General features: G+C 39.0%; 10 protein-coding genes and 1 pseudogene. 5 read left to right on the top strand and 6 right to left on the bottom strand.

The genetic code is table 11. The annotated features are described in order from the left end of the window. Positions 1–758: 758 nt before the first annotated feature. Both KZC02_RS13855 and KZC02_RS13860 read right to left on the bottom strand, forming a co-directional pair. A complete protein-coding gene (locus KZC02_RS13855) occupies positions 759–917 on the bottom strand; it encodes a hypothetical protein (protein ID WP_221394633.1) in 159 nt (52 codons plus the stop codon). A 323-nt stretch (positions 918–1,240) separates the two neighbouring features. Beyond that, a complete protein-coding gene (locus tag KZC02_RS13860; protein WP_221394634.1) occupies positions 1,241–2,035 on the bottom strand; it encodes an AraC family transcriptional regulator in 795 nt (264 codons plus the stop codon). Positions 2,036–2,207: 172 nt separating this feature from the next. Between KZC02_RS13860 and KZC02_RS13865 the strand changes: the two genes are divergently transcribed. The 3 genes from KZC02_RS13865 to KZC02_RS13875 all read left to right on the top strand — a co-directional run bounded on the left by KZC02_RS13865 (position 2,208) and on the right by KZC02_RS13875 (position 8,993). Continuing rightward, positions 2,208–3,401, top strand: a complete 1,194-nt coding sequence (locus KZC02_RS13865; protein WP_221394591.1) for an IS3 family transposase — start codon at positions 2,208–2,210, stop codon at positions 3,399–3,401. Positions 3,402–4,018: 617 nt separating this feature from the next. Then, positions 4,019–8,242: a M4 family metallopeptidase gene (locus tag KZC02_RS13870; protein ID WP_221394635.1), complete on the top strand. Its 4,224-nt coding sequence runs from the start codon at positions 4,019–4,021 to the stop codon at positions 8,240–8,242. Between the two features lie 274 nt (positions 8,243–8,516). Then, complete coding sequence (locus KZC02_RS13875) at positions 8,517–8,993, top strand: hypothetical protein (RefSeq protein ID WP_221394636.1); 477 nt, start codon at positions 8,517–8,519, stop codon at positions 8,991–8,993. A gap of 483 nt (positions 8,994–9,476) precedes the next feature. Here KZC02_RS13875 and KZC02_RS13880 read toward each other — a convergent pair whose 3' ends face one another. Further along, a complete protein-coding gene (locus KZC02_RS13880; RefSeq protein WP_221394637.1) occupies positions 9,477–9,749 on the bottom strand; it encodes a helix-turn-helix transcriptional regulator in 273 nt (90 codons plus the stop codon). Continuing rightward, positions 9,731–10,261 carry a hypothetical protein gene (locus KZC02_RS13885; RefSeq protein WP_221394638.1) on the bottom strand — a complete coding sequence of 177 codons (531 nt, stop codon included), beginning with the start codon at positions 10,259–10,261 and terminating at the stop codon, positions 9,731–9,733. Before KZC02_RS13885 ends, KZC02_RS13880 begins: the two co-directional genes overlap by 19 nt. Before the next feature lie 373 nt (positions 10,262–10,634). Here KZC02_RS13885 and KZC02_RS13890 point away from each other — a divergent pair, with 373 nt between their 5' ends. Both KZC02_RS13890 and KZC02_RS13895 read left to right on the top strand, forming a co-directional pair. Further along, positions 10,635–11,186 carry an AraC family transcriptional regulator gene (locus KZC02_RS13890; protein ID WP_221394639.1) on the top strand — a complete coding sequence of 184 codons (552 nt, stop codon included), beginning with the start codon at positions 10,635–10,637 and terminating at the stop codon, positions 11,184–11,186. A gap of 110 nt (positions 11,187–11,296) precedes the next feature. Continuing rightward, complete coding sequence (locus tag KZC02_RS13895) at positions 11,297–11,488, top strand: hypothetical protein (RefSeq protein ID WP_221394640.1); 192 nt, start codon at positions 11,297–11,299, stop codon at positions 11,486–11,488. 86 nt (positions 11,489–11,574) lie between these two features. Here KZC02_RS13895 and KZC02_RS13900 read toward each other — a convergent pair whose 3' ends face one another. Together KZC02_RS13900 and KZC02_RS13905 are read right to left on the bottom strand one after the other, a co-directional pair. Further along, on the bottom strand, positions 11,575–13,290 hold the full coding sequence (locus KZC02_RS13900; RefSeq protein WP_221394641.1) for a sorbosone dehydrogenase family protein: 1,716 nt from the start codon (positions 13,288–13,290) through the stop codon (positions 11,575–11,577). Between the two features lie 207 nt (positions 13,291–13,497). After that, a pseudogene (locus KZC02_RS13905) lies at positions 13,498–14,669 on the bottom strand (AIR synthase related protein). Positions 14,670–14,812 lie beyond the last annotated feature (143 nt).

A 14,812-nucleotide genomic window follows, 5' to 3' on the forward strand; every position in this document is an offset into this window, starting at 1 on the left:
CAAAATTTACCCCAAATTTTAAATGATTTACCACGAGAATGCAGGCTTTTGCCCCAAATAATGGAGCCGTTGTATTACCAAAGGTTCCAAGTCGGGTCAAAATATCACAAAAGCTTCTGATTGAAACCCTAAGCTGTACATATTGAAACTATACACACACAATCTCAGTCAGGCAGTAGCTATACTATAAAAGCAAGGAAAATTAACAGCACAAATGGCTTATTTAAATTGTAGCGGATAAATAAGCGGAAGCGATCAATAAATGCGTCTTATAACGGTAAAATCCAACATTTTCCAACTAACAATTTTTCAAATAAATAAAAGATAGCCTCTATATACAATTTTTTTGTAATTCTATTCCCTAGCTTTGCTCTCAGAAATTCAATACGATAATATTAAAGAAAACAACACGGAATCAGACTTCCAGTGTTGTAAAGAATATTAGAATTTGTTTGACACTTATTTACTTTAAATCCAGTTATTGAACATTTTTTATATAAATTCCTTAACTGGCAATATCCTGCTTTCATATTATACACACTTTTATTATTAATCAGAGAATAAACTAACCGCAGAAATACTGTCTTTCATGTAACCATATAAAGATCGCAGTTAGGTTAGTTACAATGTGACGGTACATTATGGCAATATGGTTTACAGGATTACCATCCGACTTAATTTGAAGATTCAGATCACATAACTTATTGATTGTTAAATAATTTTTCAGTCATGAAACTTTATAACGTTGAGTAAAACATTCATCCTCCCGGCGGCCAATGGTCATGCTGGGAGGTTTGATTCTTTAGAGCATTTTTAATAAGCAGTACCACCTGAACATCAGCTGGTTTGAAAGGTGGAATGGAAGCAACCAGATAGTATTTATGCCAGAACCCGACCTGGCAACGCTGCGGTTTCATTATTATAGTTCACACAAAAACTTTCTCTATCAGGAAAAACTTTACAATGGAAAATACCAATCTCCCCTCAACAAAAAATGAATTGATCATATTCATTTTAGCACTTGCACTGTTCGCACTCGCTTATCTTGAAATGAAAGCGTGTTACGGAGGATGAAGGAAAGGGTTAAAAAGGATGAAGGGTTAAAAGGAGGAAAGGTTAAAAGGTTAAAAGCGGCACACGCCCGATAAAGGTTCGGCGCCCCTTCACCTTTTAACCATTAACCATTAACCTTTTCCTACTTTCCTTCTCCCTTTTTAACCCTTTCCTCTTTTTTCCCTTTCTACAATAACACACGGTGATTACGAATCATATTCCGTGGTGTAAGCCCGAAAATCCGTTTGAAAGTATGGTTAAAATGGGATTGGTCTGTAAAGCCAAAACGAAGACAAACATCTGTAAGCTTGCTCTCCTCCGCAATGGCTACTGCTATGGTTTTTTGAATCCTCTTCCAAAGCACATATTGTGAAAAAGGCATGCCTAATTCCTGTGCAAAAAGGTGCCTCGTACGCCCAGCAGATAAGTTGATACAAACGGCAACCGCTTTCAGTACCAGTGTATCGTGCAGGTTACCATCTATAAACCATAGTGCCAGACGTATGCGTTCATCAGCTGCACGTGTGTTTAATTGTTCCTGAACATAAAAAATAGAATCTAAAAACACCTGCACGTGAGGTAACAATACTTCATTGGGTAATTCTGCATAATTAAATGGTAATACCTGGGTCAATTGTCCCGGATCAAGTATTGAACCAATGTTCAGGTACGCTTTGTCAGCCAGTAACATTCGCAACTGGCACCCGTACAGGCTGTCTGTCTTTATAAAATTTACAAGCACATTGGAGTCAGGTGCAAAGAAAGTATGCGGAATTGTTTCATTAACGATCAGTCCACGGAGGCCGTATAATATTTGCCCGTCGATCAAACAATCAAAATTCTGGTCCAGGCTCACAACAACCTTGTAGCAATTATGATAATGTTCGGTCACGCGGACCATGCTTCCAATGTAAGAAATACTGAAGTCGCCCAAGCTCCCAAATTTGCCTAACTTTACCATACCCGAATGATTTTGTAACATAAATAAAAAACTTATTGATAATTTTTAAATCCTATCCCAGGACAGGATATACTGATAGAAGACAACATGATTATGAATACTATGAGGGTAAGTTCAATATTTTAAATGTATCAGAGTGTTCCTAACCGTTTGAATCATTGGACCAGTTTGTAGCCTCAAACGAGAAACAGAAATGGTATCAGAGATGATTAAGAATGCACGCCTAAGTTCATCAGGAAGAAAATTGCTTACCTCGCAACAAAAGGCTTACTTAGTGGAAGAATGGGATTTATCTGGCTTGTCTTGTCCCGAGTTTTGTCGTCGACACGGTCTAATATCAAGCCAGCTATATAAATGGCGTAAGGATGCAAAATCAGGAGCAGTTATGAGTATAAAAAATGATGGCCAGCTACACTCTAAAACGGAGTTAGAGGTCTTGCGAAGAGAAAATGATGAACTTAAGAGGGCTCTGGGAGAGGCCACACTTGATATTAAGGTTCTAAAAAAAGCTGGAGATGGATCAACTACGAAACCGGCAGTTGAATCGCTATCCAGGGAATTCGGATTAAGTATCAACCGAATCATCAAAATATTGGGAGTTGCCAAATCTAGCATCTATTACCAAGCCAGGCCTTATCCCAAGAGAAAGAAAATTGTAAAAAAATACCTGTCAGATGCGGCTAAGGCTAATATTCGATCAATATCAAGCATGAAGTCAACCTATGGAACACCTCGTGTGCGAGCTATTTTACAAAGGGATTATGGTGTTACATTATCCAAATATATGGTTCACCGCTTTATGAAAGAGGAAGGTTTACTATTAAAACGATTTCGAACCAGAGGAAATAGTAGGATTCATACTGGAAAAATAGCCGTTGTTAAATCCAATACAAGATGGGCTAGCGACATAACGTCTATTAAGTGTTGGAATGGTCAAAAACTTCGACTGGCCTTTGTGATCGACTGTTGTGACAGATCAATTATTAGCTGGAAAGCAGGCACGCATATTCAAGGATGTGATATCGAATTATTAGTACAGAATGCCCTATTTGAAAGATTCGGTGAAAGTTTACCGCCAAAAGGGCAGCTTCAACTACTACATGATAACGGACCTGAATACATAGAGAAAAATCTAAGAAAAAGTCTTAAACAATGGAATATTGAAGATTGTAATACACCGACATATTCACCACAATCAAATGGCATGTGTGAGGCACTGAATGGCACTTTTAAAAGAGATTACGTCTTTGAAAATTGTCTCGATAATCCAACAGTTGTGATGTCACAAATACAAAAATGGGTAGATGAATATAATAATTTTGCTCCTCATTCAGCTTTAAAAATGAAAACACCAAAAGAATATTTTAACTTTCAAATCGCTGCGTAACTAGTCCAGTTTTTAAGCGGAAAGAGCAAGAGGTACCGATATTAGATCAATAAAACAAAATCCTATGCTTACAAGAATTAGTTTACCGTTTATTGATAAAGCAAGATAATTAATTAAATTAATTCTATCTCAATTAATTACGTATAATGGTAAATAAATATTTACAACTTCATTATTAATAGACAAATACTTTGTTTGAAACCCTTAAATAGCTATTTTACCCTGTTCACTGGAAGCCTGACCAAGAAAAAAGCTACCACATCTAACAGAATTTTTTCTAAAATTCTCCTTCACATTATCTCTTATTTATAATCATCCTGCCAGATAAATTTCCAGATTGAGCAACAAAAAACTAGCACTCAGGACTATATTATAATATCGAATTCAATCATGGGTTGATATGGCTCAAATCCCTGGTAAAATTCATTTTACTTCTATGCATATACGTTATCAGTAAAATTCGTGGATTATTATAAAGATGCATGTAGTTGTTTGTAAACTTATTTTCAATATAATTACAGTTTAATAGATATTATTTTTTCAATTTATTTAATAGACAAACAAAATAATATGTTTAATTCTCGAAATTATTTATTACTCATATCAAATAATATTCTATGAAGTTCAATTTACATCTTACTTTTCTTCTGCTGTTATCTGCCGCTTCCTGCTTAGCGCAAAGTGCAATAAAGAGTGAAATTGATGCATTTGCAGCAAAAACAGGTGCGATTCCTACTATTGATAAGGCAACCGGCTCACTTAGTTTTCTAAGATTCCCGAAAGGAAAAGCATTAAGTATTACGGGCTCAAAACCTCAGGACAAAGCCCTTTCTTTTGTCAGAGTAAATGCAGGCCTTTTTTCTATTCAGGCTGACAAGGATTCTTACCTGGTAAAAGAAAACAAAAAAGACAATTACGGGCTGGATCATGTGGTTCTTCAGCAATACTATCAGGGAGTTCCTATTTACGACGGGCTTCTGAAGTTCCATTTTAATAAAAGTATTGATCTGGCTGCTATGAACGGTAATTTCATCAAAGTCAGCAAACTGAATACGGTACCCTCCGTTTCAAAAGAAATGGCTGCTGATGCTGCTATCAAACTTGTTACCGGGCAAAAACTGGGAAGTTTCAAGGCTCCCCTGAAAGCTTTTAAAACAACCTTATACGTATTTCAGAAAGGCCTAGCGCAAGGATATACAGGAGCAAAATATCTGGTTTATGAAGTAGAGGTACGCAATGATGCAAACATACGGGAATTTTTGTACATCGACGCACATACGAAAGCGCTTGTAGAACAGTTTACGGGGATGCACAACATTGACCGAAAATTATACGAAACTTCTGCTGCACCAGCTAACCTGAAATGGGAGGAAGCAAATGGCAATGCCGGAGCGGAATATACTGCTCTGGATGTATGGCAGAAATCCGAAGTCGAAACTTCGGGGCATATTTATAATTTCATGAAAAATGCATTTGGTTTTGTTTCTTATGATGGTGCCGATGCTACGATGATCACCATTAATAACAACCCGGAAATAGATTGCCCCAATGCAAACTGGAACGGAGTAACGGCAAACTATTGCACGGGTACTGCTGCTGACGACGTAGTTGCACACGAATGGGGGCATGCCTATACAGAGTATACAAGCGGACTTATCTATGCCTGGCAGTCAGGTGCTATTAATGAAGGCTATTCGGATATATGGGGTGAAACCGTGGATCAGCTGAATAATTACATGGATGCCGAGGAAAGCAATGCATTAAGGACTGCTTGTGGAAGTTCGGCACGCTGGATGGTGGGAGAAGAAACAACGGCTTTTAACGGTGCGCTGCGCGATATGTGGAACCCGAATTGTAAAGGCGATCCTGCAAAAGTGACTGACGCTTATTATCATTGTGCTACTACTGATTATGGTGGTGTTCATACCAATTCCAGCGTCCTGAATCATGCATATGCATTACTGGTAGATGGTGGCACTTACAATGGACAAACCATCACAGGTATTGGACTAACAAAAGCGGCACATATTTTCTGGCATGCACAGTCTACTTATATGACGAGTACAACAGATTTTTCTTCACTGGCCGATATGCTCGAAACTTCATTGGATGATCTGAAGGGGCTTGATCTTGAAGGACTTTCTACTACAACCGCAGCCGGCCCTTCAGGACAGATCCTTACAACAGATGACGCTGCCCAACTGAAAAAAGTATTACTTGCAGTAGAACTGAGAAGTGAAACGAATTGCAACTTCCAGCCGATTCTTCAGCCGCTTGCAGCTATTTGTTCCGGTGGTGAAGCTGCAAATGCTATTTTTTATGAAGATTTTGAAAACGGATTAGGCGCCTGGACAGTTTCCAATACAGGAAGTACCGGCACCTGGACACCCAGGAACTGGGCACTGAAGACATCTGCTCCTGCCGGAAGAGCGGGCAAAGTGGTTTACGGTGTGGATTATACCGGCGGAGATTGCGGTGCTGATCTTCAAAACGGTGTTATTAGCTTTACCAGCCCTGTTATTACCATACCAGCCGGATCTGACGGCCCGTTCAACATGGCTTTTGATCATTACATTGCAACAGAAGCAGGATATGACGGTGGTAATATCAGATACAGGATCAATGGCGGTACCTGGGTACTTGTTCCGGTTTCCGCGTTTATAGCAAACGGATATAACGTTACCCTGCAAACAACCGCTAATGGAAATAATAACCCATTACAAGGCCAGGCGGCTTATTCAGGTTCTGATCCGGGATCTAATATAAGCACCTGGGGACAAAGCAGGATAAACCTTTCAGCTCTGGGGCTTACCGTCGGACAAACTATCCAGTTTCGCTTCGATATGGGAACAGATGGGTGTGGTGGCTCAGATGGCTGGTATATTGACGACGTCAGGGTTTATACTTGCGCAGAAACCTCTGTTCAGTTTACGGCAGCAACTACTATGGTGAACGAAGGTGAGGCAACGATCACGAGCCCTGCACCCAACGAATGCCTAACGTACGTTGAAAAAATCATTACGGTTAAAATCAACAAAACGCCTTCTGCACCGGTAACTGTTACCCTGAACACACCAACAGGAACTGCCACACAAGGCGCCACAGCGGATTATTCGATTACACCGGCTTCCTTTACATTACAGGCAGGTACTTTATCCAGGGATGTAACAGTAAGAATATACAACGATGCTTATGTAGAAGGAAATGAGACCATTGTCCTGACTTATTCTTTGAATGCAGGGGCAGGTAATGCTTTTGCAGCGGACGCCAACCAGGAACATATAATTACCATAGCCGACGATGATATTATTCCGGGTGTGACAACTTTGGATGTACTTTCGGCAAATTTCAATACTGGACTGCCAGCCGGATGGAATATTGTAGGCGGAGGATCATACCCTGCAACATGGGGAGTAGTATCGTTTTCAAATGTGGCACTGGATCCTGCAGGAACTCCGCTCCTGTTCATCAGTAGTGACGCCGCAGGTGAGGTACCGCTGGATAAAATAGTGGAATCTGCTCCTTTTAATTCAGTCGGAATGTCTGCTATTAATTTATCTTTCATTGAGTATTTCAGGATATATAACGGAGGTTTCGCCGAAAAAGGGCTTGTGGATGTATGGGATGGCAGCGCGTGGCAAAATGTATTTACACAAACCCAGGCAACCGGTACATCCGGAACGTGGACCGCTCCGGCAACACGAAATATTTCGATTCCTGCGGAGTATGCCAATGCAGCTATGAAAATCCGTTTCCGGTATATTGCTAACTATGATTATTGGTGGGCAATCGACAATGTGAAAATAACAGGCAACATTCCTAAGGAAATCCAGAGTTCGGTATCTTCCACTGCGGATGCACAATATCTGGGGCCCGATGCTACTGCTTATTTCTATGATCCGGCTACCGGGAGCCTGATGGTAAAAATCGAAAACCTGACTGCGTTTGATTATGGCTGTACATCAGTCGAAATTGACAGAGCCGGAACGGATGGAACAACTTGGTTTGGGCCTTACCATATAACCAATAAAACTTTCAAAGTAACGCCGGCCAATACCAATGCGGCTGGTAGTTATAAGATCACTCTGTATTATAAAGCTTCAGAATTGTCTGCCTTTAAATCCAACGTTACTTCAATGGGTAAAAGCGAAGGTGGTATAGGAGCAGGAAATGTAGGATCTACGTCGTTTGCAGAAGTTCAGATAAGTGCTGCATTCAATACTGATTATGCTTATACAGCCACTTTCGATTCAGGCTTTTCAGGTTTTGGATTGTCAGATGCACCGCCTGTAGGTTCACTTCCGGTAACGCTTGTAAAATTTGAAGGAAAACATACTGCTGAGGGAAACCTGTTAAACTGGACAACGACCGCTGAAGTGAATAACGACTATTTCACAATTGAGAAAACACTGAACGGCAGAAACTTTACAGAGATTGGAAGGCTTGCAGGAAATGGAAATTCATCGGTAACAAATAATTATAAATTCACTGATACCGATTATCTGAAAGGTGTAAGTTATTATCGCCTCAAACAGGTAGACAAAGACGGAACGCATGCTTATAGCCGCATTATTTCTATAGATGCACTGAACACCCGGGATTTGAAATTTTTCCCTAATCCGGTTCAGTCACTGCTGACTGTGGAATTGCCCGATCCGGCAATGAAATCCGTACATGTACGGGTAATTAATGCAGCAGGACAGGAAATTATTGTCAGAAAAAACATGACAATTAAGAATGGCAGTATTAATCTGGATATGGATAAATTACCAACAGGTATTTACCAGGTTGTGCTTTCCGGAGAAAAGAAAACTTACAATATGTCTGTACTGAAACTCTAAATAGCGTTCAGTGTAGTGAAACAAAAAAGGCTGTCCTTAACCAGGGACAGCCTTTTTTTATAACTCATTACAAGTAGCTATTCAAAAAGTAAAGAATGGTAAGCTAACATAATTATTTATGCATTACGGATTACTGCGGTTTTAGATTTATTGTGAATTACAAATTGTTAAAAATGTGGTAACTTCATGATGCATAACAGAAAACGACAATAAAATGTCATGATGCAATACCTAAAATTCACATCTTACCCCTCATATCTTAAATAAATGTAACATGGCAACCATTGCTATTATAGACAGTGACTTCACTGGAAGTACTGATTTAACTGGTATAATTAAAATCCACATTAAAGACGCTAAAATTTTTAATTATAACAATATTGCTGCATTTCACACGTCATTTCTTGTACAAACTGCTGATGTGGTCATTCTTGGTCCGAAAGCGTCCTCAAACAATCCGGAATACATAGACCTAAGCTTTATCACATTACTGCAAAATGGTTACCCGCAGGTTCCTGTCATCATTTACGACGAAAAAACGAAAGGTATCAAAAAACACACCATTGACCAGCGTGTTATTTTATATCTGAAAGCAGGTGTGTATGGCTATTTATTTAAACAGAATAGTACGCCGGAGCTTATCGAATGTATTGAAACGGTATTGAAGAAAAAGCGTTATGTATGCAAGGAAGTTATGGAAATGATCTTAGACGACTATGTAAATGTCAATGAGATATTAAGATCAAATTAGTAATTAATATAATTTTTTTTATATTTTTCAAATGACAAAAGCCGGGTATAATAACCCGGCTTTGTTGCCTTTTACCATAGCTAATTGAAAATTTCGTATCAGAAATAGAATGATTTTGTTTCTATATATACCAGTGTGAACAATACAAAAGCCAGGATCAATATAACCAGTTCTCTCAATGAAAAAGATTTTTTAGTAGCTTCCACTTTTTATAAGGTGTTAATTGTTAGTTCTAAATTATACCTGTTACCCTATCTTCAATATCTACGTTCCGACGGAGTAAAAAACGGAAGTCACAAATTAGCTTCCGAAATTATTCAGATTCCTTCAAAAATTATGCCAGGAGAAAAACAGATGAGACAGACAAGGACAAGAGCTTGTTAGCAGGTAAGCACAAAAGTAGTACTAATTTGTGACACTGCCTTTTATATGATCGTTTGTACATTTCCGTTATTTATTTACAAAACTATATTGTGTTCTATATTACAGAAGTACACGGCAGTTTCGGATAACGACCAATGGTGTTAAACCAAAAATACGTTTAAAGGATCTGTTAAAATGAGGCTGATCAGTAAAACCAAATCGATGGCACGCTTCATTTATGGTGCTTTCTTCCCTGATCACAAGCTGTATTGTTTTCCTTATGCGTTTCCAAAGTACATACTGCGTGAACGGAATGTGCATTTGCTCCACAAAAAGATGACGGATACGCTCAGGCGACAAATTGATATAATTGCTCAGATCTTCCAGTTCCAATGGACTATGCAGGTTTCTTTCAATGTAATACAAAGCCTTTTGAATACGTTCATCAGCAGAGATCGTATGAGCCGGCGGCATCTTAGAAAAAAAGAATCAAGGAATTTGTTTACATAAGGGATCAATAACGCATTGGAGAGCTCCTTATAATCAACAGGAAATACCTGCCGGCATTCTTTGGCTGATAGCAATTTACGAATGTTCAGCCAGCTTTCATTACCCAGTAAATTACGAAGCTTCCAGCCCCATAAACTATTTGCCTCAACAAAATTAACCAGGACGTTCAAACCCGGTGCAGAATAAGAATGCGGGATATCCAGATTAACAATAAATCCCGTCACGCCTGAAACAGTTTGGCCGTCAATGGTTAGCTCGAAACTCTTATCCAGGCTGACAACAATTTTATAACAATGGTGGTAATATTCGAGTATTCCGGGTTTGTCAGAAATAAATGATATACTATAATCCCACAGAAAAGATGAGATTTTGGAGTCAAAAATAATATTATGCATCAACTTTATTGAGTAAAGGGTCTACGAATAAAAGACTGAAGAAGGGCAAAAAAGAATTGCCGCACCTTATCAGTCTCTTTGTATTTACTAATAAGACTTCGAACATTTGAAAAGTAACAGTAGAAATCGTTAACAGTAAAAATTAATTTTAAACCGAAAGGGAGATGTTGGGGAAAGAGATAGAAAAAATTAAGCTTGTCAAAAGCGTAATACATTGACATTCTTTGTAGATACAAAAAGTGTCAATCTGATAATTATTCAGTTTTCAGGAGTAAACAGATAGTATTTTATTATGTTTTGTATCTGTAAATCAGTAGCTTTAAAGTTAGTTCAGAAGCAAATACATCTTTATACAAAGTAGAACTGTCTTTAAATGAAGTTATACATTAAGAATATGGTAAGCTTGCAAAGCATACTAATGGTAGAAGAAGAGCTTAACAGACTTGAATTAGATCATTTGCAGGTAATGTCGGGTGAAGTAGAACTGACAGGAGATATTTCAAAACCGGCGATTGATCTGTTTAAAGATTTTTTGAATAAAAATGAGCTTGAACTAATAGAAGACAAAAAAAATCAGCTCATAGAAAAAATTAAGAACAGTATTATAGAAATGGTTCGAGATACAGACAAGCCGTTAAAAATTAATTTCTCGAATTATCTTAGCGGCCGGCTTATGTATGACTATACCTACATGGCCAATCTGTTCTCCAGAATTCAGGGAATAACCATTGAACATTATATTATTCAGCATAAGATTGAACGTGTTAAAGAATTACTGGCCAACAGTCAGCTCACGGTCAAAGAAATTTCTTCCAAACTGCATTACAGCAGTGTTGCCCATTTGTCCAATCAATTTAAGAAGGTAACTGGTTTTACACTAAAACATTTTAAACAGTTGGGAAACAAGCAATTGCTTTTGCTTTAAAATGTGTGAATCATGTAACAATTAGCTGTGGTTCTGTCCATAAACAGCCAATCAAAATGGCTATCTTTGAACCGTAGTTATTTCGATTACACATCTAAATACCATAAAACATGTCAATGATATCCGGCCTTGTTAAAAACCTGAAAGATTTGATAGGGCAATCAATTGGTCAGGGAGCTTCTGAAAATCATCCTGATCAGCATCTAAAGGAAAACCGTACTTATAAAATGTACACTCCTGTACGATATACCCCATCTAATGATAGTGAACTAAAATTGCAGCCTATAGTTAGAAACCGCTAATAGTAATTTTGGTAAAAAAGCACAATCCGTTTGTAACGGGTTGTGCTTTTTAATTTAAAATCAATACTTTTTGTTGTTTTACTTTTTCATTGCTGATCAGCCTGACAAGATAGATACCCAGAAGGTGCAGCATTTACAGGAATATTAAGAGAACCACTCTTCCCTGAAATATCTTGCTTGCTAAGCAAAATACCGTTTGTACCGATCACTTCAAGAGATTGATAATTACCTTCGATAATCAAATTTATTGATCCTGAATTAACGAGAGAAGGTTTTACGAAAATTCCTGAAACAGCTTCTTCATTATTTACAACTATAATTCTGGAATAATCAAAACTTCCGTCAGCATCAGTCATTTTTAAACGGTAATAAACATTATCTAAAAAACTGCCTGTGTGTGTAAACTGGTATTTGGAACCGTTTGTAAAATTGTGAGCAGGCACAATTCCTGCACTGATAAAATTATTCATAGTTGTACTGTATTCCACTTCAAACTCCCTGAAATTTTCTTCGGAAGACGTTTCCCAGAAAAGTTTGGTGCCTTCAGTTGTTTTTATGCCATCAAAACTCACCAGTTTTACAGGCAACGGCCCGCTTGACTGTATGTGATAAACTGAATTGGCTGTAAGCGAAACGGCATACAATTCTCCATCTTCATTCTCACCAATGTCCGAAATATTAGCAACAGAGCCCGGAAGCGTTCCTGACTGGACAGTTGTAATCCATTCTGTGTTTGTATTATTCCGTTTGATCAGATGCATGTTGCCGGTATAAAAATCAGCTCCGACGTAATAACCCATCATATCAATATATCTTGAACCCCGGTATACTACGCCTCCAATTACAGACTGTCCATCATAATAATAAGCAGGACTGTAATTTGTTACCGTACCACAGCCAGCATTACCGGAATAAGTGGCAGGACCTTCAAAACAATTCCAGCCATAATTTACACCGCCACTTGCACTTGCTGCCCTGAAATCTATTTCTTCCCAGTTATTTTGCCCTACGTCCCCTATCCACATGTCACCCGTTTGCTTATCAAAACTCCAACGGAATGGATTACGCAGGCCGTAGTCAAATATCTCATTGGCAAAAGGGTTTTGTGCAGGAATAGAATAATTACGCCCGGATGATGGATTGTTTACATCAAGGCGCAGCATTTTACCCAATAAATAGGTCAGGTCTCCTGTGGTTGCCGGACCCGTTTTTTGTGCATTCCTGTTGGGGTCTCCCGCACCGCCGCCATCCCCAACTGATAAATATAAAAGCCCGTCATTACCAAAATGCATTTCTCCTCCATTATGGTTTCCCTGGGATGAATGCGGTATTGTAAGAATTACTTGTGTACCCGAAACCGTTGCAACGTTACCTGAGGGATTAGCGACGGTGTATTTTTCCAAAACAAGGTTGCCAAAAGGGGTTGCCAGGTTTGTGTAATAAACAAACAGAACACCTGCGTTTGGGTCACCCGCTTTTCCATAATCAGGATGAAAAGCTACACTTAATAATCCGCCTTCACTTAACGTCCCGACCTTTGTGTGTAAATCCAGAAATGTTCCGAGAAGATTATAGCTGGCTCCACCAAAAACTTTTATGGTTCCCGCTCTTTCTACTACAAAAATCCGCTTAGAACCATCACCGGCATGCAATACCTGCATAGGAGATGTCAGGTTTTGCGTGATAACGGGTTGTAATGTGAGTGTCGGCTGAGAATAAACCGGATTAACGAATATTACATAACTTATGAACACCACCAACCACCGGAAGATGTGAGCATTATTTTGGATAATATTTCCCATAATTTCAAGTATTGAAGTTTTCCTAAGAATAAAGTAATACTACAATAGGCTTGCCAAACATTACGGGATTTAGATATCCTTAGAAAAAATACCGGTTTTTTCTAAACACGATAAAAAATGATAACCCCGATCACTTCTTCAAAATGCTTTAAAACAAAAAAAGCCTTTAAACCGGTTGATTTAAAGGCCTTTATAACAAGAAAATTTTTATGAGTATAAAAACTCACCAAACTCCGATTTGATGGTCAGCTTTTTTCATCTGATGCTTCTACCCTGCCAATGATTTGTGCTTCTATTCCAAATGATTTCGATATTTCTATCACACGTTCAGCATGTGTTTCCGAAAGGTAAATTTCCAGCCGGTGCCCCATATTGAAAACTTTATACATTTCCTGCCAGCTCGTTCCACTTTCGTTCTGGATCAGCGTAAACAAGGGTGGTACCGGAAGCAGATTGTCTTTAATTATGTGGAGATTATCTACAAAATGTAAAATTTTGGTTTGCGCACCACCGCTGCAATGTACCATTCCATGTATGTCCTCACGAAGTTCGTCCAGTAAAGCCTTTGCAACGGGCGCATATGTGCGTGTTGGTGAAAGAATAAGCTGTCCGACATTCAGAGGCGTACCTTCTACCAGGTCAGTCAGTTTTTTTGTGCCGCAGTAAATCAAATCTTCATTGATTTCCGGATCAAAACTTTCAGCATATTTGGCTGCCAGATATTTCCCCAATACATCATGACGTGCGGAAGTCAGTCCGTTGCTGCCCATTCCGCCGTTATAGGAAGTTTCATAAGTAGCTTGTCCGGAAGAAGCCAGGCCTACAATTACATCCCCGGCTTTAATATTGGCATTGTCCACAACCTGCGCTCTCTTCATACGTGCCACGACAGTACTGTTCACTGTTACTGTCCTGACCAGGTCACCCACGTCGGCAGTTTCGCCACCTGTACTGTAAATTTCCACACCATAACTGCGCAGCATTTCCAGGACTTCCTCAGCACCATTGATAATTTCAGCGATCACTTCACCGGGGATCCTGTTTTTATTCCTGTCAATTGTAGACGAATACAACATAGGACCCGTTGCCCCAACGCAAAGCAGATCGTCCGTATTCATAACAATGGCGTCCTGGGCTATTCCTTTCCAAACTGAAATATCGCCCGTTTCCTTCCAGTATAAATAAGCCAGCGAGGTTTTGGTTCCGGCACCATCGGCATGCATAATCGTGCAGTAATCGGGATCTCCCGCCAGTGTATCCGGAACAATTTTGCAGAAAGCTTTTGGAAATAATCCTTTGTCAATATTTTCAATTGCCTTGTGCACATCTTCCTTCGATGCAGATACGCCGCGCTGCAGATAACGGTCGGTGGTGTTCATTCGGGAGTATTATTAAAATTCAGTAATCCATTTTGAAGGCACAAAAGTAAGGAAAAAGTAGGGCGTAAGGAAGCTAATATAAACTACGTACACCTTATTAAAGAATAAGTTTCATGTAAAGCAGTTTACGTACTAAATATCAG

Source organism: Dyadobacter sp. NIV53 (assembly GCF_019711195.1).
GTDB lineage: Bacteria > Bacteroidota > Bacteroidia > Cytophagales > Spirosomataceae > Dyadobacter.